Here is a 17,771-nt window from a genome sequence, read left to right on the forward strand (position 1 = left end):
GGTCAGCTCACCACTCCGGTCATGACGGCCACGGGGACGACGACGAAGCCCGCCGTCAGGACGAACGCGACGCCATTGGCGATGATCTTCAGGGCGCGGTCGCGGGTCGCCTTGCCCGCGCCGAGGGTCTGCGCGGCGCTCCACAGGCCGTGGCGCACGTGGAAGCCGAGGGCGACGACGGCGACGATGTAGATGACGTTGCCGTACCACGTGGAGAACGTGTCGATGATGTTCTGGTACGGGTGCAGGTGCTCGTAGCCGCCCGGGTGCACGGTGCCGGTCGTCAGGTCCAGGATGTGCCAGACGATGAACAGGGCGAGGATGATCCCGCCCCAGCGCATCGTGCGCGTGGCGAAGCTCTTGCCCGCCTTCTTGTTGACGTACTTGGCGGGGCGCGCCCTGATGTCGCGGCGGCTCAGCTGGTACGCGGAGACGGCGTGCGCGACCACGGCGGCGACGAGCACGACGCGGATCAGCCAGAGCGTCCACTCGTAGTGCATGAAGGGCTCGCCGACCGTGCGCAGCCAGTGGGCGTAGTGGTTGAGCTCCCCGGGCCCGAAGAAGATCTTCAGGTTTCCGATCATGTGGGCGATCAGGTAGAGCAGCATGATCAGGCCGCTCACTGCCATCACTGTCTTCTTGCCGACGGACGAGTCCCAGATCGTGCGCGCCATCGACGACCGTTTTCGGTCCGTCCGCGTTGCCAGAGCCATGGGACCGACGCTAAGGCCGAAGGTCCCGATCGGTCCAAGAGATGGATCAGCTCATCTCGATAGCGACTGGCTATCATCGGCCGTACCCTGGCGTGTATGCAGTTCCAACAGCTCCTCTACTTCGTCGCGGTGGCCGAGACCAGGCACTTCACGCGGGCCGCCGAGCAGGTGCACGTATCGCAGCCCTCGCTCTCCCAGCAGGTCCGCGCCCTGGAGAAGGAGCTGGGCGCCGAACTGTTCAGCAGGGCCCGCGGCAACATCGCGCTCACCGACGCGGGCGAGGCGCTGCTTCCGCTGGCCCGCCGCATCCTCGCGGACGCCGACACCGCCCGCATCGAGGTCCAGGAGCTGGCCCAGCTGCGCCGCGGCCGTATCCGCCTGGGGGCTACGCCCAGCGTCTGCACCGGCCTGCTTCCCGAGGTGCTTCGCGCCTTCCACGACCGGCACCCCGGCATCCAGCTCCTGCTCGAAGAGAGCGGCTCCCACGACCTCGTGCGCGAACTGGCGCGCGGCGCCCTGGACCTCGCCATCGTCGTGCTCCCCCTCCCCAGCCCCTCGCCGGCCCTGACCACCGTGGAGCTGCTCCGCGAGGACCTGGTCGTGGTGTCGTCGCCGGAGGCGCGCGGGTTCGGCGGCAAGAGCGTCCGGGTCGCGGATCTGCAGCGGGAGCGCCTCGTGATGTTCCGGCACGGCTACGACCTGCGGGAGCTGACCGTCGCCGCCTGCCGGGCCGAGGGGTTCGAGCCGGAGTTCGCGGTCGAGGGCGGCGAGATGGACGCGGTACTCGGCTTCGTGCGGGCCGGACTCGGGGTCGCGGTCGTGCCGCGCATGGTCGCCGAGCGGGCCGGGCGCGGGCTGCGGATGACTCCCCTGGCCCGGCCTTCCCTGCACCGTACGATCGCGCTGGCCCACCGCAGCGATGTGGCTCCGCCACGGGCCGCGCGGGAGCTGCAGCGGATGCTGGTGGAGCGGTGAGGGTCGTGTGTCTCCGCGGGCCGGTGGGGGCTGGTCGCCCAGTTCCCCGCGCCCCTGAGGGGCGCTCAGGCGGCTAACGGGCGGCGGGCAGACCGCCGGTCTCGGGATTCCTGATCGTCAGGCAGTACGTGCCGCCCGCCGGGTCGCGCATCACGATCCAGTGCGGCCCGCGCCACACCGTCTCGGCGCCCCGCTCCTCGTGCCGGACGCGGTCCGCTTCGAGGTCCGAACAGGAGAAGTCCGGGTGTGCCCCGGCCGGACCATCGTCGTCGAGGCGCTGCAGCAGGATCCGGATCGGCAGCCGCGGGTCCGGGTCGACGAGGTGGAATTCCGGACGCGAACCCGGACGCGCGGACCACCCCGTGAACGCGGGCCAGAACGTCTTCTCCGCCTCCCACACCACCGGCGGCACATCGAGACAGACCTGGTCGAGACGGCTCGTGGTCCCGTCCGGTGCGGCGAGCGGCTCGGGGCGTACCCGCTCGCCCTCCCACTTCACCACGCAGAACAGCTGGCCGCCGGGAGAGCGCAGGACCTCGAGGCCCTCCTCCGCGAAGACCGTGGTGGCGCCGAGCGCGTGGGCCTCGCGCGCCTTGGCCGGCACGTCCTCCACGGCGAAGTCGAGATGCGCGCCGCCGGGACCTTCGACCGCCTGCGCCTTCAGGAGGGCGTCGGCCCCGTCCGGGAGGAGCGTCACGAACTGATCGTCATCGCCTCGGAACGCGGAGAGCCGTGTCCCGGTGACCGCCGCCCAGAAGGCATGTGCCTCGGCGAACCGGTCCTTGGGCCGGTCCACGAAGGCGTACACCCACTGGATCTCTTCGGAGGCCATCCTCGTACTCCTCAGGTCGTCGCGTCGGCCAGCGCCAGCTCGTGCAGCTGGTCCGGCGGGCCGGGCCGTGCGTAGTACCAGCCCTGCGCCGTGTCGCAGCCCAACTCTCGCAGCTGATCCGCCTGTGCGCCCGTCTCCACGCCCTCCACCGTGACCGCGAGGTCCAGGCTGTGGGCGAGCGCGACGATCCCCTCGACGATCTTCAGGTCGACGGGGTCGGCCGGGAAGTGCTGCATGCCCTGGGTGAAGGAGCGGTCCAGCTTGAGGACGCTCACCGGCAGGCGGCGCAGATTGGCGAGGTTCGAATAGCCCGTGCCGAAGTCGTCGAGCGCTATGTCCACGCCCATCTCGGCGAGCCGCCGCAGCGGCTTGAGCAGGTCGTCGTCGGCGCCGATCAGCGCCGACTCGGTCACCTCCAGGCACAGGGCGCCCGGTTCGAGGCCGGCGCGCTCCAGGATCTCCACGGTGTCCGAGACCAGGCCGGGGTGGTTCAGCTGCATGGGCGAGAGGTTGACGTTCACCCGCAGCGGTCCGGCGTCCTTGTGCCGTGCCTCCCAGGTGCGGGCCTGGCGGACGGATTCCTCGAGCACCCAGCGGCCGAGCGGCACGATCAGACCGGTGTGTTCGGCGAGCGGGATGAACCGGTCGGGCCCGATGATGCCGTGCTGCGGATGCAGCCACCGCACCAGCGCCTCGGCCCCGCGCACGCTGCCGTCGCCCAGGTGCACCAGGGGCTGGTACTCGATGAAGAACTCGCCACGCTCCAGCGCGGCGGGCAGCGCGGTGGTCAGGCCGTGCCGGGTGATGGCGCGGGCGTCGGCCTCGGGGTCGGCGAGCTCGAAGCGGTTGCCGCCCGCGGACTTCGCGCGGTACATCGTGATGTCGGCGCTGCGCAGCACCTCCGCCGCGCCACGCTCACCGGCGGGGCCCTCGACGATGCCGATGCTGCCGCGCACGGTCAGCTCTCGGCCCTCGACGCGGATCGGCGTGGAGAGCGCGTGCATGATGCGCCCGGCGAGCTCGTCCACCTCGGCCTCGGTGTCGCGGCCCGTGGTCAGCGCCACGAACTCGTCGCCGCCGAGCCGCGCGACCATCTCGCCGGGCGCCGTGGCGCACGACTGGAGCCGGTCGGCGACCTCGACGAGGAGCCGGTCGCCGGCCGCGTGCCCGAGGCTGTCGTTGACGGTCTTGAAGCCGTCGAGGTCGAGATAGCAGAGCCCGAAGCGTGCGCCGTCGCCCGCCGCGAGGGCCTTCTCAAGGCGCTCGAAGAACAGGGTGCGGTTGGGCAGGCCCGTGAGCGCGTCGTGCGTGGCCTCGTAGCGAAGGCGCAGATTGAGCAGCCGGCGTTCGGTGGTGTCCTCCATCAACGCCAGTTGGTACTGCGGCACTCCGTCAGCGTCACGCAGCAGCGAGACGGTCAGATTGGTCCACAGGGCGGTGCCGTCGGGGCGGTAGAAGGCCTTCTCCACGCGGTAGTGTTCGCGCTCCCCGCGCACCAGCTCCTCGTAGAGCTTCCATACGTGGGGGGAGTCCTCCGGGTGTGTCCACTCCGCGACGTTGCGGCCCCGCAGCTGGCTCTCCAGTCCGCCGAACATGCGGATCAGCGCGTCGTTCGCCTCCAGGACCGTGCCCGTGAGGTCGGCGATGCCGATGCCGATCGCCGCGCCGTGGAAGACGGCACGAAAGCGTGCCTCGCTCGCGTGCAGGGCTTCGGCGACCGCGCTGCGTGCGTTCAGGGCTGCCCGGGATATCGCCTCCTGCTCGGCGAGGGTCCGCTCGCGCAGAGCTGCCGCGAAACCCGCGGCCACGGCGTGCTGCAGGCGCGCGGACCGCGCCCGCAGCTCTTCCTGGGGTCCGTCTTCGCCGCAGTACAGGACGAGGTAGGCGTCCACGCAGTCGAGCGTGCGGCTCAGTGCCTCGGGGTCGGTGCAGTGCGTGCCGACGAGCGCCGCGCCGATCGCCTGGCCCTCGGCCGCGTCGAAGATCCGCTCGTGCAGCGCGCCACGCAACCTCCGCGCCAGCGGCACCAGTTGCAGCTCGAACTCGGGACGGGTCAGCGACGTCGCCGTCACCGGGAAGATGGCGCGGCTCCAGATGGTGGCGAACCTGCGCACTCTGCCCTCGGGGCCGTCCGGTTCCCCGCTCATGCCCTGCGCCCCACGCCGGCGAACCCGGAGAAGGCATAGGGATCCTCCTCCTCGGGCGCGGTGTCGGGCCGCCAGCGCGGCATCGGCACGAGGCCGGGTTCCACCATGTCGTATCCCTCGAAGAACCGCGCGATCTCTTCGCGCGAGCGCATGATCAGTGGATTGCGGATGTCCTTGTAGACGCCGACGGCCTGACCGGCCTGCTCGGCGGGGATCGGCATCCCTTCGTACGAGGCGTGCGTGAGGGCGATCACGCTGCCGGGCGCGAGTGCGTCCCGCAGTTCGGCGACCGCTGTGTAGGGATCGTACGCGTCCTCCACGAAATGCAGGACGGCGACGAGGAGAAGGGCGACCGGCCGGCCCAGGTCGAGTAGCCCCTCGACCTCCGAACTGCCCAGAATGTCCTGCGGTTTGCGCAGATCCGCGGCGACCACGGCCGCCTTCTCGTCACCGTCGAGCACGGCACGGCTGTGCGCCACGGCGACCGCGTCGTGGTCGACGTACACCACGCGGGATTCGGGGTCGGCCCGCCGCGCGACCTCGTGCACATTTCCGAAGGTGGGGATGCCCGAACCGATGTCGAGGAACTGGGTGATGCCCTCGTCGACGGCGAAACGAACCGCTCGGCGCATGAAGGCACGATTCGCCTGCATGATCTTGGGCAGCCCCGGCATGAACTCCATCGCCCGGCGGGCCGCGTCCCGGTCGACCTCGAAGTTGTGCGAACCGCCCAGGTAATAGTCATAGATGCGGGACACGCTGGGCATCGTGATGTCGATGCCCTGCGGGGCCCAGGCGGGACGCTCCATCAGGACTCCAAGACGTAGGCGAGACGAGCCGGTGTTCGAAGGTGAGGCTACTGATCGTCCGCCAAGGGAGCGAGTCAAAACGGAAATTGGTCGTCCGTTCTCGGTCACTGCCTGTGGCAAGTGCCGAATATCAACCCAAAGAACCGGTCCGTTCCTCCCCGGGAGGGGGAAAGGAACGGACCGGTAGACCGTACGCGAGGTACTTCTGACCGACCCCCCTTCTTGGCTGACTTCGTCTTCGGACTTGCCCTTCGACGCCGACTGCTTCTGTACCTCTATTTCCTGTACGTCTATTTCCTGTACGGCTGCTTCCCGTACTCCTGCTTCCTGTACGCCTACTTCGGGGCGCCGACAGGCTTTCCGTCAGGGCCGGCGGCGTACCAAGTGCCGCCCACGCCCTGCCCATTGGTGTCGCCGGGCTTCTTGTCACCGGCGAAGGTGTACATCGGCCAGCAGTCGATCGTCTGCTGGCGCACTCCGTCGGGGCGGTCGAAGACGACGAACCCCTTCTTCAGGATCCCCTTGGTGTCGTTCTTGGCCACGGGCGGCACCACCGGCCACTTCTCCAGGCAGGCGCCGGTGCACGCGGACTTCATCGGCCAGGCGGAGTCCTTGGTGAAGCGGTAGACGGTCATGCCGTTCTTGTCGACGACGATCTCCCCGAGCTTCGGGTCCTTGCGGGTGGAGAGCCCTGCCGGGTCGACGGGAGCCGTCTCGGCGGGGGGTTCGGCCTCGTCGGCCGCGGGCGCGGCCTTCTTGCCGTCGGGGGCGGCCGCGTACCAAGTGCCGCCCACACCCTGGCCCTTGGCGTCGCCGGCCTTGGTGTCCTTGGCGTACCGGTACATCGGCCAGCCGTCGATGGTCAGCTGCTTGCTGCCGTCGGAGCGGGTCACCTCGCCGAGCAGGGACTTGTCGACGCCGGCCGGGGCTGCCGCGCCCTCGGGGGTCGCGACCGGCCAGGTGGTCGCGCAGGCGCCGTCACAGTTCGACTTGGGGGGCTGGGCCGTGTCCTTGTCGAAGCGGTAGAGCGTGAAGCCCTCGCTGTCGGTGACGACCTTGCCGAGCTTCTTGCTGTCCCAGACGGCGAGTTGACCGGCCGCCTTCGCCTTGCCCGCGCCTTCCTTCGCGTCGCCCGTGTCGGCGCCGTACCCGTCCCCGGCCCCGTACCCGTCCTGCTTGGCCGGGGCCTGGTTGCCGACGTTCTGCCCGTTCGGCGACTGGTCCCCCTTCTCCTGACCACACGCCGTCGTCAGCGCCAGCATGGCCGCAGCTGTCGCTACGAGTGAGGCGCTTCGCCAGGTCTTCATCGGTAACTCCCGCTGTCCGCTTGGGTGTCGTGCCGCTGAGTGCGTCACGCATGGCCCTAGGTACGGGCGGAGACGGCTGATGCGTTCAACCGGCGTTCAAGATTCTTTTCTCCGGCAGGCTCGTGCCCGCCCGTTCCGCGGGCTCACGCCCGCCCCTTCGGCAAGCCCGCGCCCGCCTGTTCGTCAAGGCCGCGCACGGCGTCTCCTCCCTTCGGGTCATAGGAGGCCCGCATCGGCGTGGCAGGGCGACGCGCTGCCCATGATCCCTGACGTGCATGGATCCACTAGGGCCTCGTCCGGCCTGGTCACACGCTTACTGGCGCTTCTGTTGCTGGCCTGGCTGCTCGGCGCGCCGGCTGCTGCCGCGGCACCGGCCATCGCGCCCGCCGACAACTGCGCCTACGCCTCGATCGGCGACGGACCCGGCGGTGACGCCGTGGCCGTCGCGGGCGACGGCGTGGTCTGCCGGGCGGGCCCCACGCGCCGTCCGAAGCCGCCGCCTCCACCCCCGCCGCCACCGCCGCCACCCCCCGCTCCGGCCCCGCCGCCGCGCCCGGAGCCGCCCGCGCCGGAGCCACCGCCTCCGCCGCCACCGCCGCCACCGCCCGCCCGGCCGACCCCTCCCGAGCCCACTCCGCCGCCACCCCCGCGGCCGAGCCCGAAGCCGAAGCCGACCCCGTCCGCCCCGGCCAAGGTCACGCCGAAGCCGGTGAGTTACCCCTCGTACCGCGTCACCCCACGCAAGGCGCCGCCCCGCAGCGGCCCGTCCCTCGTCTCGCTCACCCTGCTCGTCACCGCGCCCGCGGTGCTCGCCGTCGCTGCGCTACGGCCGCGCTGACCCGTCGGAGGTCCCATGTCGGAATGGCTTGTTCTCACCCTCGCGATGGCGGCGGCGTGCGGCGTCGTCCTGGTCGTCACCTTCCTGCGGCACCGCAGGACGAGCCCGGATTACGACGCTTCGGAGACCCCGGACGTCATCGAGTACATGACGATGATGATCGGCGTGGTGTACGCCATCGTCCTCGGCCTGGCCATCGCCGGTGTCTGGGAGGCCCGCAGCGTCGCCGAGGATCATGTGCACACCGAGGCCCAGGCGTTGCACGAGGTGTCCGAGCGTGCCCGGGTCTATCCGGACGACGTCCGCGAGCGCATCCGTACGGATGTACACGCGTATGTCAGCCATGTCGTGAACACCGAGTGGGACGCGATGACCGACCGCGGTGAACTCACCGATCGCGGCACCGAACTCCTGGACCGGGTGCGCCACGACGTCACCGACTACCAGCCCAAGTCCGACTTCGAGGCCCAGGCCTACCAGCCGCTGGTCGACCAGGTCGCGATCGCCGACGACGCGCGCAACTCCCGCGGGGACAGTGCCGGGGCCACCATGCCCGGCGTGGTCTGGTTCGGGCTCATCACGGGCGGTCTCGTCACCGTCGGCATGATCTTCGCCCTGCAGATCCGCCGCACTCCGCGCGAACTCATCCTCGCGGGGCTGTTCTCGGCCTTGATCGCCTTCCTGCTCTTCCTCATCTGGGACTTCGACGCCCCCTACAGCCGCGGCGTCGCGGCCACCCCGGATCCGTTCCGCGCACTCTTCGACAACCTCGGGGGATGAGGAATGCGCGGCCCCGCCCGCAATTCACGCGCGGGGCCGCGATTCTGACGCCCACTCACTCCGCGATGACCGACGCGACCTGGGTGAGGGAGTCGATCCGCCAGTCAGCGGCTTCGACGACTGCCTGGTCGTCGGCCCACCAGTGCCCCCAGGGCCCACGCCGGATGTGCGCGACCCGCAGGCCGGCGGCCTTCGCGGGGTAGATGTCGTTCGCGGGGTGGTCTCCGACGTACAGCGTCTGCTCCGGGGCGGCCTGGGCCACCTCGATCACCTTGGCGAAGAAGGCCGGGTCAGGCTTCGCCACGCCCCACTCCCCCGAGGTGGCGACGAGATCGGCGGGCAGGTCGAGGCCCCGCAGCAACTCGCCCACGCGCTCGGTGCGGTTCCCCGCGATGACGACGCGCAGCCCCTGGTCGCGCAGCTTGCCGAGGGCGGGGCGTACATCGGGGTAGAGGTCGGTCTCGGCCAGGTGCTCACCGCGCCCCGCTGCCTCGCGGGCCTGATGGGCGGCGGCGACATCTATGTCCGGGCTGAGCAGCCGCAGCGCCTCGGTGTTGTCGCGGCCCCGCGTGACGACACCTCCCACGAGCGCGGAGACGGTGTGACGGGGCACGCCGAGCCAGTCGGCCCAGGACGCCCAGTAGCGGTCATCTTTGGTGAGGGTCTCCCCCACGTCGAACACGACGGTCTCAATCATCGGGGCCAGCCTATGGCGAGACCACGTCCGACCGGCCGTCTGACCCGCACCCCGAAAGGAGGTGGCGCACCCTTTGCCACGGAACCCATCGAACCCACACGGATCGCGCGGCAGTTGGCCCGGGCACGGCACCCCGGCGCGGTGGCGGCGATGCTCGGCGGCAGCGCGGTGACGTGCGGAAGGAGATTCCGCGGGCATGGCCCTCGCTGCTCTCGCTGTGCGCCGACGGAGTCGCGATCGTGGACCGGGACGGGACCGGCGCCGGACTCCTGGACGCGGCGAGGGGGCTGCCGCCCGGCGGGTCGCCGGAAGCGGCGGAGGAGGGAACTGGAGGACCAGCGCTACGCGCTCACCGATCTCCTCGACGACCTCGCCGGCTGCGTGCACCCTGTGCCAGCGCCTGTGCATCGTCACCGAGATCGCCCGCCGGGCCGGCCGGTTCGTCCTCTCGCACACAAGGTCGTGGCGGGGCGGCGGGAAGTGGCCGGGGCGGCGCGTGGGCGAGGCGCGTGGGCGGGGCGCGTGGGCGGGGCGCGTGGGCGAGGTGCGGCCCGGCTTCTGCGCCGAGCTCGCGAATGTGGTCCAGGATGCCTTGGGGGCGAAGCCTCGGACCTTGTCGCGCTGGTGGACGAGGTGCTCGCACCGTGCGGCGGGCGCCTTCGGGAGGGGTACCGGCGCGGTGCTACCCCGGCCTCCCGGGACCGGCTTCGCACACGGGTCCGTAAACCATGCTGCACGGCGGCCCCGTACAGCGCACTCTGGTGGCATGACCTGGCAGACACCCATCATCGTCCACCCGCCCGCTTCCGACGGCGGACGGCGGGTCACCGTGCGCGGGCAGGCCGTCGGTGTCGCGCGCGACGATCACGACCTGGTGGAGTTTCTGCGCCGCGCGGGCCTCGGCGACGCGGACATGGCCCTGGACGACCCCCACCTCGTGGAATGGCGAGGCGGCGAGGCGCATATGTGGGGGCCTGGCTCCTGACGCACCCGGGGCGTGAAGCCGCTCGCCTGGACCGTGGGCACCCTGGACTCGACCGGACCAGGCACGGGCACGGGCACGGGCACGATCACTCGCCCGCACCGGCCACGCGCCGGCACAGCGGCGGCCGGTGCGGACCCCGCGCCGCGAGGCACGAGTTGGCCCGGCCGACCGCAGAAGGACACCGAGCCCACGAACCGCCGCCCGGCCACGCCTGACCGGGCGCCGTCCTGGGCGGGGCGCCGCACCAGGCCGGGCTCGTGCAGGCCCGGCGCCGTACCAGGCCCGGCGGATCGTGCGCAGGATCGCCCACCACGTACGACGGAGCACCGAGGATCACCCGAGCCAGGACTCAGCGGGACCCAGCTCACGCCCCCGGAAACAGCCCCCGCCTACCCCTGTACAGCCCCAACCCCCCAAACCCCGTCACCACGACCGCGACACCCCACCACGTACGAGGAGCACCGAAGATCACCCGGCCCGCGACCCAGCGGAGCCCGGCTCACGCCCCCGGCAACAGCCCCCGCCTACCCCTCTACAGCCCCGCCCCCCGAAACCCCGCCACCACGACCGCGACACCCCGCCCCGTTCCCCTGTCCGGCCCACACCGTTGCCCCGTTCGCGCGACGTGGATCGCGGGCGTGTGAGTCCCTGTTTAGCGTTTGCCGCATCGAGGTGCATATCAGGTGAAAGCGGAAGAAGGTCCGCGGCTGCTCCTCGGGGACCCGGAGGAATCATCATGCGCGCGATACGCGTCGCCTCGGCCGCTCTTCTCGCCGCCACGACCCTGACCCTCACCGCCACCACCGCGTCGACGGCAGTCGCGGACGAGACCGACACGAACAACAACATCACCTCGTTCGGCTTCCGCGTCACCCCGTCCACGATCGCCGCCGGCGGCCAGGTCCAGCTCAGCGTGGACGGCTGCCAGGGCGACACGAAGGTCACCTCCGGCGTCTTCGACGACGCGCACATCCCCAAGGGGCAGAATTCCGTCGCCGCGATGGTCTTCCCCGACGCCAAGCCCGGCGCGATGTACGAGGTGACCTTCGACTGCAAGGGCGAGACCGGCACCACCGACCTCACCATCGCCACTGGCCGCCCCACCCACCACCCCACCTCGCACCCCACCGGCCCGGTCCACCACGGGGTCAAGGCCGGAGCCGGCGGCAGCTTCGGCGGGCTCGACCTGCACGAGATCGCCCTCGGCGGCGCCCTGATCGTCGGCACCCTCGCCACCGCGTACCACTGGACGCGCCGCCGCACCGGCGACGGCAACAACTCCTGACCGCCCGCCGCCCGACCGGCGCGGAAGGGGGACGCGCCGGTCGGGGAGGCGGAACGGTGCACGCCCGGCACGCGAGCGCCCGACGTGCGAGGGGCGGGCACCCCGGTGCCGGGCCCGTGGTCAGATGCCGCGCCCCGCGTTCTCCGAGCGGCGGCGCATCCAGAACACTCCGCCGCCGACCAGAGCGACCGTCACGAGCGCCCCGCCGATCGCCATGTCGGTGCCGGTCGCCCCGGAGCTGCTGCTGCCGCCGAGACCACCGCGCACGCCGCCGTGGATGACGGTGAACGCGTCGGGCTTGGTGAGGGTCTTGCCGCCGCAGTGCACGGTGATGCTGTGGGCGCCGGGGCTCGCGTGGTGGTAGACCCTGGGGTTCGCGCTGGCGGTGCCGCCGTTCATGGTGTGCAGGGGCGTGTTGGGAAAGGCATTCGACGTGACCTTGCTGCCCGGAGACGAGCAGGAAGAGCCGTCGACCGTGACCGTCAGCTGACCCCCGCGGGGGATCACGCTCGGCATGGCGACGATGTTGGACGGGTCGGCCCATGCCGAAGCCGTCGGGGCGGCGAGGCCGACGACGGCGCCCGCGGTGACGGCGACCGCGAGGGCACGAGTGGTGCGCATACGAGAAGTACGCATGTGAATCCTCCGCGGAAAGCGCCCCGGGGTAACCGTTCCCCGGTCGATCGGCGAGAGCGCCTCCCAGACAGACCCTCAGTTGCCCTGCTCAGGCCCGCATTTCGGCGATCGGCCGTCCTGGTGAGGCGACACGCCGAAGCGCGAACGTACAAGCCGATATTGCCGCAGGTCACGGACCGTCAGAAATTTCCTGCCGACCGCGACTCGGATGGCTCATGCCCGGTATGGGCGCCACCCGTTCGCTCCCGCTCTGTCGCCCGTCCCTCGCGCCGCGCTTAGCGTTCTCGTACGCGCAACGGACGCGGTTCGAATGCCGCGTTGAGAGGGGATCAGAGAATGCCTTCGTCCCAGCCGGCCGATGAAGAGGAATCGCAGCGGAAGCGCGCGCCGTGGGGCGTGATGGCACTCGTTCTGCTGACCGGCCTCGCGCTGATCCGGAATGGTTCAGGGGAATTCGACGTGGGCCCGCCCCAGCCCGCCTCGGCCGCCGCGGCGGACCAGGCACCCGACGGTGCGGGGCAGACGGTCGCGCCGCTGACGTTCTCCCCCGCCGAACGCGTGGGGATCAAGGGCATCCAGGTGGAGGCGCCGGTCATGCCGGTCGGGCTCGACGAGGACGGCTGGGTGGACGCGCCTCCGGCGGAGGACCCGAACCTCGCGGGCTGGTTCACCGGAGCGGTGTCACCGGGCGAGAAGGGCACGTCCGTGATCGTCGGCCATGTCGACAATCAGCAGGGTCCCGCGGTCTTCTACGGCCTGGGTTCGCTGAAGAAGGGAAATCGCGTCGAGGTCCTGCGCAGGGACCGCAAGACGGCGGTTTTCGAGATCTATGGAATCGAAGTGTTCGAGAAGGACAATTTCCCGGGCAGCCGCGTCTACAGCGACAAGGGCGCTCCGGAACTACGCGTCATCACCTGTGGCGGCGGATTCTCCAAGCGGAACGGCTACGACGGAAACGTCGTCGCTTTCGCCCGCCTGGTGGATGTGCGCTGACGGCGAGAATGCGCCGGCGGAACACGGAACCGGGCGGGCTGGCGGGCTGGCGGGCGGAATATTTTTTCTACGTTTCGTGGCGGCTCGGCACCGTGATCCGGTAGCCCCCGTCGATCAGCTCCGGCAGGTACGTCCGCAGGGCCGCGACGCTCTGTGAACGGTCGCCGCCCGCGTCGTGCGAGAGGACCACGACTCCGGGCCCCGCACCGGCCCGTACCCGCCGGATGATCGTGCCCGTGCCCGGCTCGGTCCAGTCCAGGGTGTCCACGGTCCAGGCGAGCGGCTCCATGCCGAGGTCGGCGCCCAGTTGGAAGGCGTTGCGGTTCCAGGCGCCGTAGGGGGCGCGGAACCAGGCGGGGGGTTCGCCCACCGCTTCCTCCACGACCTCGCAGGTGCGCTCGATCTCCTCGCGCATCGCGCTCCGGCTCATCTTCGGAAGGAGCGGGTGCGTCCAGGTGTGGTTGCCGATCAGGTGTCCGTCGTCGGCCATCTGGCGCAGCAGGTCCTTGTTGTCGACTGCCATCTCACCGCAGACGAAGAACGTCGCGCGGACGTCGTACTTGCGCAGGGTGCTCAGGATGCCCGGCGTGTAGCGCGGGTCGGGGCCGTCGTCGAACGTCAGGAACATGCTGCGGCCCTGCCCGTCCATGCGCAGGATCGGTGCCTTGCGGACGCGGGGCAGGGCGCGCGCGGCGCGCGGCGGACCGTTGCCCGCCATGGGCTGGAGGCGGTACGCGGAGGGCTTGAGGGCGCGCGCGGCGGGCGGGCCGCCGGCCGCCGAGCCACCGGAGGCCGTGGGCCCTGGTGTGGGCTTGCGCTCCGTGCCCGCGCACCCGGCGGTCGCGACCAGACCGAAGACAGCGGCGCCGCGCAGAAGTGCGCGGCGCCCTGGCGTCATTTGATCCTTTTTCATTACTAATCCGTCGCATGGCGGAAGGCGGACGCCGGACAGCAACACCACTGCGGGCCACGAAAGCACCCGATGGGACCAGCGAGGACACGAGGGGACAAGAGAGGATCAGCGGAGCCCTTTTCCCGGCCGTGGGCGCCGTCATCAGGAATCGGGCTCTCCGTTAACCTCTCGGCTGTGACTGAAGACCACTCCCACCAGTTCGAACGCGGCACCGACGGCCCGAAGGTGATCGTCGTCGGTGTCGACGGATCGGACTCCTCGCTCCGGGCCGCCGCCTATGCCGGGGGCCTCGCGCGACGGCAGCGCGCCCTGCTCGCCGTCGTCTACATCCAGCCGGTGATGGCCGCGGGCGCCGCCCTCGGCGCTCCGGTGGCCGAGACGACCGACGAGATCGCCGAGGGACTGATCGCCGAGATCCGTGAGTCGGCCGAGCGGGTGAAGGACATATTCGACGTGCGCTGGGAGTTCCACACCTTCCGCGGCGATCCCTACAGCGGCCTGGTCACCGCGGCGGACGACCTCAAGGCCGACGCCGTGATCGTCGGCGCCTCCGAGCAGGCGGGCCACCGGATCGTCGGCTCGGTCGCGGTACGTCTCGTCAAGGCGGGCCGCTGGCCCGTCACCGTGGTGCCGTAGCCCCCGGCCCCCGGACTGCTGAACCCTCAGACATATGAAGGGTGTGGCGTCTTCCGTCACGCACGCGCCTGCGCCATCATGATCCGCCATCAGCCGACTGCCGTCAGCGAAAAGGTGGAGCTCATGGCGGGACTCCGGATGGGGCACGGCGTTCTGCGCCGTAAGCCCATCGAACACATCGACGAGACCGAAGAGGGAGCAGGTGGCGGGCTCTCCCGCTCGCTCGGTCTCTGGCAGCTCACCGCGATCGGCGTCGGCGGCATCATCGGCGCCGGCATCTTCACCCTCGCCGGGACGGTCGCCAACGGCACGGCCGGTCCTGCCGTCCTCGTCTCCTTCCTCATCGCCGGGATCGCGAGCGCGGCGGCAGCCTTCTCGTACGCCGAGTTCGCGGGCCTGATCCCGAAGGCGGGATCGGCGTACACCTACGGCTATGTGGTGCTCGGCGAGCTCACCGGCTGGTTCATCGGCTGGGACCTGCTCCTGGAGTACACGGCGATCGTGGCGGTGGTCGCGATCGGCATCTCCGGCTACTTCAACTTCCTGCTCAACGACATGGGCGCGCAGCTCCCCGACTGGATGCTGGGCGCACCCGGCACGGGCGACGGCCACAAGGTGGACCTGTTCGCCGCGGTGCTGTGTCTGCTCATCGCCTATCTGCTGACGCTCGGCATCAAGAACGCGGCGCGCTTCGAGATGGTCGTGGTCGTCCTCAAGGTCATCGTCGTTCTCGTGGTGATCGCGGTCGGGTTCTTCCACATCAACACGGGCAACTACAAGCCGTTCTTCCCCTTCGGCGTCAGCGGGGCTTTCACGGGAGCGGCCACGGTCTTCTTCGCCGTGTTCGGGTACGACGCGATGAGCACCGCCGCCGAGGAGTCCAAGGACGCCCAGCGCCACATGCCGAAGGCGATCCTCTACTCGCTTGCGATCTCGATGGTGCTGTACGTCCTGGCCTGCCTCGTCCTGACGGGCATGCAGAGCTACAAGGACATCGACCCGGAGAGCGGGTTCTCCACCGCCTTCAAGTCGGTGGGCCTCGGCGGTCTCGCCGACGTCATCGCGGTCGGCGCGATCATCGGCATCCTCACCGTGATGTTCACCTTCATGCTCGGCGTCACCCGCGTCTGGTTCAGCATGTCGCGTGACGGACTGCTGCCGAAGTGGTTCGCCAAGACGCACAAGACCCGCCACGTGCCGACGCGGGTGACGTGGATCGTCGGGTTCGCCTCGGCCGCCATCGCCGGGTTCCTGCCGATCGGCGAGGCGGCCGAACTGACCAACATCGGCATCCTGTTGGCCTTCGTCGTGGTGTGCATCGCGGTGATCGTGCTGCGCTACAAGCAGCCCGATCTGCCGCGTACGTTCCGCTGCCCCGGAATGCCGGTGGTGCCCGCCATCGGGGTCGTCTTCTCCATCTGGCTGATCACGTTCCTCCAGTGGCAGACGTGGGCGCGGTTCGCGGTGTGGTTCGCGGTCGGCCTCATCGTGTACTTCGGGTACTCGTACCGGAAGTCGGAGCTGGCGAAGCTCGACCGCGCTCCCTGACGGCGTTGCTCAGGCGCTCTCGATGGACTTCTGGAATTCCCGGGCCATCTGCTCCAGACCCTTGTTCTTCCACTCCGCCCAGAAGGGCTTCCACTCGCTCAGCTTCTTGCGGCCGCTGACGATGTCGTTGACCAGGTCGGTCGCCTCCGTCGACATGCGGCCGTAGTGCTGGGTGTACGCGTCGGAGTAGTGGCCGACGACGGGGTTCTGGACGGCGGTCTCGATGAGCTTCTGCTCGGCGGCGTACACGTCCTTGACGTCCTGCGCACGGGCGGCGCCCGGGAACGCTGAGGCGACCAGCGCGAAGGGTGAGGTGGTCGCCGTGGTCAGTCCGCTGAACAGGCCCTCGACCTGCTGCTTGCCCTGCTTGGACCGCTCCGGGAAACCGTTCTTGTCGTACGTGAAGTCCTCGCCCTCCGTGCCGAACTCGAGGAACTCGCGCTCGGTGCTGCCGAAGGGCGCGGCCAGGTAGTCGAGCACCCGGAGCAGCATGCGTACGCGCTTCTCGTCGCCCTTCTTGATGGCGGTGTAGCCGATCGTGCCCAGGTGGTAGTGGTGCTTGGGCTTCTTGCCGCCCACGCCGAACGGGATCAGGATCTCGGTGGCCAGGGCGGGGTCCTGGACGCGGATGTCACGACGCGCGTTGAAGGGGTTGGCGTGGACGGTGGCGCCGATCGAGCCCTGTGCCAGCTTGGTGTTCGCGTCCGCCATCTTGGGGTTTCCGGGGTAGAAGACCCCTGCCTTCTTCAGCTTCAGGACGAAGCCGAGGGCTTCGGTGTACTCGTCGGTCTCCTGGAACCAGGTGAGCGAACCGTCCTTGTTCTGCCGCCACTTGTTGGGGGCGCCGAAGCACTGGCTCATCACGCTGGCGGCGTTGACGTAGATCGGTTCGAGGGCCCAGACCTTGCCGCCGGTGACCTCCTTGCATTTGGCGAGGAACTCCTCGGGGCTGCTCGCCGAGAAGCCGTCCGCCTTCTCCCAGATCCTCGGGTTGCCGCCGTAGACCTGTCCAAAGGCGGGGTACGGGCTGGGGGCGCCCCAGATCTTGCCGTTGACGACGGCTGTCTTCCAGTGCGCGGGGGTCATCGCGGCGAGGTTCGGGTAGTCCTTCACCGCGTCCCCGGAGACGTACTCCGTGATGTCCGCGCACTTGGCCTCGAGCAGTTCGGCGATGTGCTGGATGCCCTGGTTCGGGGGTATCCACAGCAGGTCCGGCAGATCGCCGCCCGCGATGACGGCGGAGAACTTCTCCTCGTATCCGGGGTCGGTGCCCAGGATCGCTTCCAGGTCGACGCCGAGTTCCTTGTTCACCTTCTTCCAGTGGGCGTTGGAGCCCGCCGGGGCAGGCGGCTGGGTCCAGATCTCGGTGAGCACCGTGATCTTCGAACCGTCGCCGGGGGTCTTCGGGACGCTGCGCACCAGGTCCTTGGGGTACGAGAGGAAACCCGCCGACAGGCCCTTCGCGTCCGGCGGGAGATCGGGCTTGATCTTGGTGAAGGGGACGTACGAAGGCAGCTTGACCTTCGCCGATGCCGCCTCACCCGTCTTCTTCGCGCCCGAGCCGCAGCCCGTCAGCGAGGTGGCGGCGGCGCCCGCCGCGACGGCCGTGGAGAGACTGAGGAAAGTGCGTCGGGACATGCCTGTCATGGGAATCTCCGCAAAGGGGTTCAGGGAACG

General features: G+C 70.1%; 17 protein-coding genes. 8 read left to right on the plus strand and 9 right to left on the minus strand.

The window, feature by feature from the left end; all coding sequences use genetic code 11:
• Positions 1-2: 2 nt before the first annotated feature.
• Entirely contained in the window at positions 3-674 is a 672-nt protein-coding gene (locus ACWD02_RS13830; RefSeq protein ID WP_451209237.1) for a succinate dehydrogenase, read from the minus strand.
• A gap of 135 nt (positions 675-809) precedes the next feature.
• Between ACWD02_RS13830 and ACWD02_RS13835 the strand changes: the two genes are divergently transcribed.
• Positions 810-1,688 carry a LysR family transcriptional regulator gene (locus ACWD02_RS13835; protein ID WP_451208877.1) on the plus strand — a complete coding sequence of 293 codons (879 nt, stop codon included), beginning with the start codon at positions 810-812 and terminating at the stop codon, positions 1,686-1,688.
• 73 nt (positions 1,689-1,761) lie between these two features.
• On the opposite strand, the gene ACWD02_RS13840 is transcribed toward ACWD02_RS13835, so the two are convergent.
• The 4 genes from ACWD02_RS13840 to ACWD02_RS13855 all read right to left on the minus strand — a co-directional run bounded on the left by ACWD02_RS13840 (position 1,762) and on the right by ACWD02_RS13855 (position 6,783).
• Entirely contained in the window at positions 1,762-2,520 is a 759-nt protein-coding gene (locus ACWD02_RS13840) for a VOC family protein (protein WP_451208879.1), read from the minus strand.
• A gap of 11 nt (positions 2,521-2,531) precedes the next feature.
• A complete protein-coding gene (locus ACWD02_RS13845; RefSeq protein WP_451208882.1) occupies positions 2,532-4,667 on the minus strand; it encodes a putative bifunctional diguanylate cyclase/phosphodiesterase in 2,136 nt (711 codons plus the stop codon).
• Entirely contained in the window at positions 4,664-5,476 is an 813-nt protein-coding gene (locus ACWD02_RS13850; protein WP_451208884.1) for an SAM-dependent methyltransferase, read from the minus strand. The genes ACWD02_RS13845 and ACWD02_RS13850 overlap by 4 nt, the downstream gene beginning before the upstream one ends.
• A 335-nt stretch (positions 5,477-5,811) precedes the next feature.
• Positions 5,812-6,783, minus strand: a complete 972-nt coding sequence (locus tag ACWD02_RS13855) for an SCO0930 family lipoprotein (protein WP_451208887.1) — start codon at positions 6,781-6,783, stop codon at positions 5,812-5,814.
• A 271-nt stretch (positions 6,784-7,054) separates the two neighbouring features.
• Between ACWD02_RS13855 and ACWD02_RS13860 the strand changes: the two genes are divergently transcribed.
• Both ACWD02_RS13860 and ACWD02_RS13865 read left to right on the plus strand, forming a co-directional pair.
• The gene (locus ACWD02_RS13860; protein WP_451208890.1) at positions 7,055-7,621 is read left to right on the plus strand and encodes a hypothetical protein; all 567 of its coding nucleotides are present in this window, start codon (positions 7,055-7,057) and stop codon (positions 7,619-7,621) included.
• Between the two features lie 15 nt (positions 7,622-7,636).
• Positions 7,637-8,401, plus strand: a complete 765-nt coding sequence (locus ACWD02_RS13865; protein ID WP_451208893.1) for a bestrophin-like domain — start codon at positions 7,637-7,639, stop codon at positions 8,399-8,401.
• 55 nt (positions 8,402-8,456) lie between these two features.
• Here ACWD02_RS13865 and ACWD02_RS13870 read toward each other — a convergent pair whose 3' ends face one another.
• A complete protein-coding gene (locus tag ACWD02_RS13870; protein ID WP_451208895.1) occupies positions 8,457-9,098 on the minus strand; it encodes an HAD family hydrolase in 642 nt (213 codons plus the stop codon).
• A gap of 766 nt (positions 9,099-9,864) precedes the next feature.
• Here ACWD02_RS13870 and ACWD02_RS13875 point away from each other — a divergent pair.
• The gene (locus tag ACWD02_RS13875) at positions 9,865-10,083 is read left to right on the plus strand and encodes a hypothetical protein (protein WP_451208898.1); all 219 of its coding nucleotides are present in this window, start codon (positions 9,865-9,867) and stop codon (positions 10,081-10,083) included.
• A 736-nt stretch (positions 10,084-10,819) separates the two neighbouring features.
• A complete protein-coding gene (locus tag ACWD02_RS13880) occupies positions 10,820-11,368 on the plus strand; it encodes a hypothetical protein (RefSeq protein ID WP_451208901.1) in 549 nt (182 codons plus the stop codon).
• 120 nt (positions 11,369-11,488) lie between these two features.
• On the opposite strand, the gene ACWD02_RS13885 is transcribed toward ACWD02_RS13880, so the two are convergent.
• Positions 11,489-11,989 (minus strand): hypothetical protein, encoded by a 501-nt coding sequence (locus ACWD02_RS13885; RefSeq protein ID WP_451208903.1) that lies wholly within the window; start codon positions 11,987-11,989, stop codon positions 11,489-11,491.
• A 351-nt stretch (positions 11,990-12,340) separates the two neighbouring features.
• On the opposite strand from ACWD02_RS13885, the gene ACWD02_RS13890 reads away from it, so the two are divergent.
• Positions 12,341-12,997 carry a class F sortase gene (locus ACWD02_RS13890; RefSeq protein ID WP_451208906.1) on the plus strand — a complete coding sequence of 219 codons (657 nt, stop codon included), beginning with the start codon at positions 12,341-12,343 and terminating at the stop codon, positions 12,995-12,997.
• A 67-nt stretch (positions 12,998-13,064) separates the two neighbouring features.
• Here the strand turns inward: ACWD02_RS13890 and ACWD02_RS13895 are convergent, their stop codons facing one another.
• On the minus strand, positions 13,065-13,910 hold the full coding sequence (locus ACWD02_RS13895; protein ID WP_451208909.1) for a polysaccharide deacetylase family protein: 846 nt from the start codon (positions 13,908-13,910) through the stop codon (positions 13,065-13,067).
• A 174-nt stretch (positions 13,911-14,084) separates the two neighbouring features.
• Between ACWD02_RS13895 and ACWD02_RS13900 the strand changes: the two genes are divergently transcribed.
• Together ACWD02_RS13900 and ACWD02_RS13905 are read left to right on the plus strand one after the other, a co-directional pair.
• Positions 14,085-14,546 carry a universal stress protein gene (locus tag ACWD02_RS13900; RefSeq protein WP_365815199.1) on the plus strand — a complete coding sequence of 154 codons (462 nt, stop codon included), beginning with the start codon at positions 14,085-14,087 and terminating at the stop codon, positions 14,544-14,546.
• A gap of 123 nt (positions 14,547-14,669) precedes the next feature.
• Positions 14,670-16,094: an amino acid permease gene (locus ACWD02_RS13905; RefSeq protein WP_451208912.1), complete on the plus strand. Its 1,425-nt coding sequence runs from the start codon at positions 14,670-14,672 to the stop codon at positions 16,092-16,094.
• 9 nt (positions 16,095-16,103) lie between these two features.
• Here ACWD02_RS13905 and ACWD02_RS13910 read toward each other — a convergent pair whose 3' ends face one another.
• On the minus strand, positions 16,104-17,732 hold the full coding sequence (locus ACWD02_RS13910) for an extracellular solute-binding protein (protein WP_451208915.1): 1,629 nt from the start codon (positions 17,730-17,732) through the stop codon (positions 16,104-16,106).
• Positions 17,733-17,771: the final 39 nt, after the last annotated feature.

It is taken from the genome of Streptomyces sp. NPDC002853 (genome assembly GCF_053591915.1).

Bases quoted from the DNA above. Each gene is read 5' to 3' on its own strand.
- ACWD02_RS13830 (WP_451209237.1), bottom strand. From the start codon at position 674: ATGGCGCGCACGATCTGGGACTCGTCCGTCGGCAAGAAGACAGTGATG.
- ACWD02_RS13835 (WP_451208877.1), top strand. From the start codon at position 810: ATGCAGTTCCAACAGCTCCTCTACTTCGTCGCGGTGGCCGAGACCAGG.
- ACWD02_RS13840 (WP_451208879.1), bottom strand. From the start codon at position 2,520: ATGGCCTCCGAAGAGATCCAGTGGGTGTACGCCTTCGTGGACCGGCCC.
- ACWD02_RS13845 (WP_451208882.1), bottom strand. From the start codon at position 4,667: ATGAGCGGGGAACCGGACGGCCCCGAGGGCAGAGTGCGCAGGTTCGCC.
- ACWD02_RS13850 (WP_451208884.1), bottom strand. From the start codon at position 5,476: ATGGAGCGTCCCGCCTGGGCCCCGCAGGGCATCGACATCACGATGCCC.
- ACWD02_RS13855 (WP_451208887.1), bottom strand. From the start codon at position 6,783: ATGAAGACCTGGCGAAGCGCCTCACTCGTAGCGACAGCTGCGGCCATG.
- ACWD02_RS13865 (WP_451208893.1), top strand. From the start codon at position 7,637: ATGTCGGAATGGCTTGTTCTCACCCTCGCGATGGCGGCGGCGTGCGGC.
- ACWD02_RS13870 (WP_451208895.1), bottom strand. From the start codon at position 9,098: ATGATTGAGACCGTCGTGTTCGACGTGGGGGAGACCCTCACCAAAGAT.
- ACWD02_RS13875 (WP_451208898.1), top strand. From the start codon at position 9,865: ATGACCTGGCAGACACCCATCATCGTCCACCCGCCCGCTTCCGACGGC.
- ACWD02_RS13880 (WP_451208901.1), top strand. From the start codon at position 10,820: ATGCGCGCGATACGCGTCGCCTCGGCCGCTCTTCTCGCCGCCACGACC.
- ACWD02_RS13885 (WP_451208903.1), bottom strand. From the start codon at position 11,989: ATGCGCACCACTCGTGCCCTCGCGGTCGCCGTCACCGCGGGCGCCGTC.
- ACWD02_RS13890 (WP_451208906.1), top strand. From the start codon at position 12,341: ATGCCTTCGTCCCAGCCGGCCGATGAAGAGGAATCGCAGCGGAAGCGC.
- ACWD02_RS13895 (WP_451208909.1), bottom strand. From the start codon at position 13,910: ATGAAAAAGGATCAAATGACGCCAGGGCGCCGCGCACTTCTGCGCGGC.
- ACWD02_RS13905 (WP_451208912.1), top strand. From the start codon at position 14,670: ATGGCGGGACTCCGGATGGGGCACGGCGTTCTGCGCCGTAAGCCCATC.
- ACWD02_RS13910 (WP_451208915.1), bottom strand. From the start codon at position 17,732: ATGTCCCGACGCACTTTCCTCAGTCTCTCCACGGCCGTCGCGGCGGGC.